The following is a 2557-nucleotide window of genomic DNA, read 5'->3' as shown; positions in this document are numbered from 1 at the left end:
GAACGAACCCGCTGCGCGGGATTGGTGCGGTGTGCAGGTCTGTCACCACGGCGTGAGCGATCTGTTTTATTTGGAACTGTCCTGATCGGGCCAAGCACTCTGGCTTCTTCCCACCAGAAGGAGCCGGATGATGACAGAGTCCCTGTGCATTGCTGCAATCAGTCCCCTTCGCCAGCGCCTGCTTGATGACATGGCGGTGCGGCGGTTCTCCCGGGAGACGCAGCGCAATTACCTTCGCGATGTCGGCCGTTTCGCCACGTTTCTGGGCCGCTCACCCCATACGGCAACAGCCGAGGATGTGCGCCAGTTCCAGATTGCGCAGAACGAGGCTGGCATGCCGACACCGACCATGAATGCCATCGTGTCGGCGCTGCGGTTTTTCTTCACCCAGACGCTCGACCGCCCCGACCTTGCACGCAAGCTGGTACGGGTAGCGCAGCCCCGCAACCTGCCCGTCGTGCTGAGCCGCGATGAAGTTGCCCGGTTGCTCAACGCGACCGTATGCCTCAAGCATCAGGCCGCCCTGTCGGTCGCCTATGGGGCAGGCCTGCGGGTGGCCGAGGTTGCAGCTCTCAAGATCAGCGATATCGACAGCGAGCGCATGCTGCTCAGGGTCGAACGGGGCAAAGGGGGACGATATCGCAACGCCATGCTTCCGGCAGACCTTCTGCCCCTGCTGCGGGAGTGGTGGAAGGCCGGACGCCAGCAGGGCGTGATGCATTCCGGTGGCTGGCTGTTTCCCGGGCAGGACACCATGAGGCCCATCAGCACACGGCAGCTCCATCGCGTGGTTGTCGATGCCGCGCGGGCTGCTTCGATCACCAGACGTGTGGGGCCTCATACCCTGCGGCACAGCTTTGCCACGCACCTGCTTGAGGATGGTGTCGATGTCCGCGTGATCCAGGTCCTGCTGGGTCATTCCCGTCTGGAGACCACGGCCCTTTATACAAAAGTTGCGACACGGACCGTGCGGGCCGTCATCAGTCCGCTCGACAGGCTGGGTATGCTGACGACGGCGCAGGCAAGGCCCGACGGCTGATCCCCGGGCGGGGGCGGTCATGTCCGCCTCCCTCGCACTGGGGGACATCTTCCGGGCTGCCGGCCCTGCCTGGCGGGCAGCCCATGCCGGCCGTCTCCCCCTGCAGCAGCTCAAGGTCATGGCGGCGATCGAACATTGTCGCACCGCGGCCCTTGGTGGTCATGTCGCGGCCTGCGGGGACTGCGGACACTGGCGGATCGCCTATAACAGCTGCCGCAACCGTCATTGTCCGCGCTGTCAGGGGAACGCCGCGCGGACATGGCTGGCCGAGCGGGAGGCCGATCTGCTGCCGGTCGGGTATTTCCATGTCGTCTTCACCCTGCCTGCACGGATCGCCGACATCGCACTTCAAAACAAGGCCGTTCTCTACGCCCTGCTGTTCCAGGCCGCCTCGGAGACGATGATGACGATCGCCGCCGATCCCCGGCATCTGGGTGCCCGCATCGGCATCACCGCCGTGCTGCACAGCTGGGGGTCGGCGCTGACCCATCATCCCCACGTGCACATGATCGTGCCGGGTGGCGGTCTCTCGCCCGATGGCCGGCGCTGGATCTCGTCACGCCCTGCCTTCCTGCTGCCCGTTCGCGTGCTGGGCAAACTGTTCCGCCGCCTGTTCCTGACCCGGCTGCGCGCACTTTTCGATGCCGACCGGCTGGCCTTTCGGGGGCAGCTTGCCCCTCTGGCAGACCGCCGTGCCTTTATGCGGTATCTGGCTCCTGTGCGCAGCACGCGCTGGGTCGTCTACGCCAAACCGCCTTTTGCCGGTCCTAAAGCAGTGCTGGCCTACCTGTCGCGCTATACCCACCGTGTCGCCATCTCGAACCGCCGCCTCCTGGCGTTCAACGAAAACGGCGTGACGTTCCGCTACAAGGACTACCGGCGGGACACGGCCCACCAGCAGCAGGTCATGACACTCGCCACGGATGAGTTCATCCGCCGCTTCATGCTGCATGTCCTGCCACGGGGATTTCATCGCATCCGCCATTATGGCCTACTGGCCAGTTCCAGCCGCAAGGCCAGCCTCGCCCGGGTGCGGGAACTGCTGAATGTCATATCCACACCAGCGCCAGAAGTCCCGGAAGCCGAACCGGTCACGCCACCGCCGTGCCCATGCTGTGGTGGTCCGATGGTCGTCATCCAGATCCTTCCCCGATGGTGCCAGCCCCGAGGGCCGCCACAGGCGAGTGATCCAACCAAGGGATCACCATGACAGCCCGCAGATACGACAGCATGACCGATCCCGATGTCGGAGTGGCTCCGCGCCGGCAAACCGAGGCTCCTGTACGCATCACTGAAAAAATCGGGAAAATCGCTGCCTGCACCGCCAGTTCTGACATCGCGTCATGCAGATCCGGTCACAAAAACCCGTTCCAGTTCCACAAACGCACCTGTATGCTCTGGCTCAGGCTCTCCCACGGGGTGGCGCCAGTTGCAAATTCTCCATAACTGAGTCCCGGTGTCGCGGGTTCGGTCTTCCCAGACTTTCGTACGCCTCGCGGCGCCCGAAACCCTTCAGGA

Annotated in this window: 2 protein-coding genes; both read left to right on the top strand. The window is 64.3% G+C overall.

From position 1 onward, the window contains the following. The first annotated feature begins 127 nt into the window (after window positions 1-127). Window positions 128-1039 (top strand): tyrosine-type recombinase/integrase, encoded by a 912-nt coding sequence (locus GOB87_RS16310; protein WP_166319129.1) that lies wholly within the window; start codon window positions 128-130, stop codon window positions 1037-1039. A 19-nt stretch (window positions 1040-1058) separates the two neighbouring features. After that, window positions 1059-2249, top strand: coding sequence for an IS91 family transposase (locus GOB87_RS16305; RefSeq protein WP_166319126.1), 1191 nt, complete (start codon window positions 1059-1061; stop codon window positions 2247-2249). Window positions 2250-2557: the final 308 nt, after the last annotated feature.

Origin of the sequence: Acetobacter estunensis, from assembly GCF_011516945.1 — a bacterium.
In the GTDB taxonomy this organism is placed as follows: Bacteria; Pseudomonadota; Alphaproteobacteria; order Acetobacterales; family Acetobacteraceae; genus Acetobacter; species Acetobacter estunensis.
Note: the sequence above shows the minus strand (reverse complement) of the source record. Positions and strands in the feature narration are given on the sequence as shown.

What these genes read in the sequence shown, in the direction of transcription:
- GOB87_RS16310 (WP_166319129.1), top strand. Translation starts at nt 128, where the DNA reads ATGATGACAGAGTCCCTGTGCATTGCTGCAATCAGTCCCCTTCGCCAG.
- GOB87_RS16305 (WP_166319126.1), top strand. Translation starts at nt 1,059, where the DNA reads ATGTCCGCCTCCCTCGCACTGGGGGACATCTTCCGGGCTGCCGGCCCT.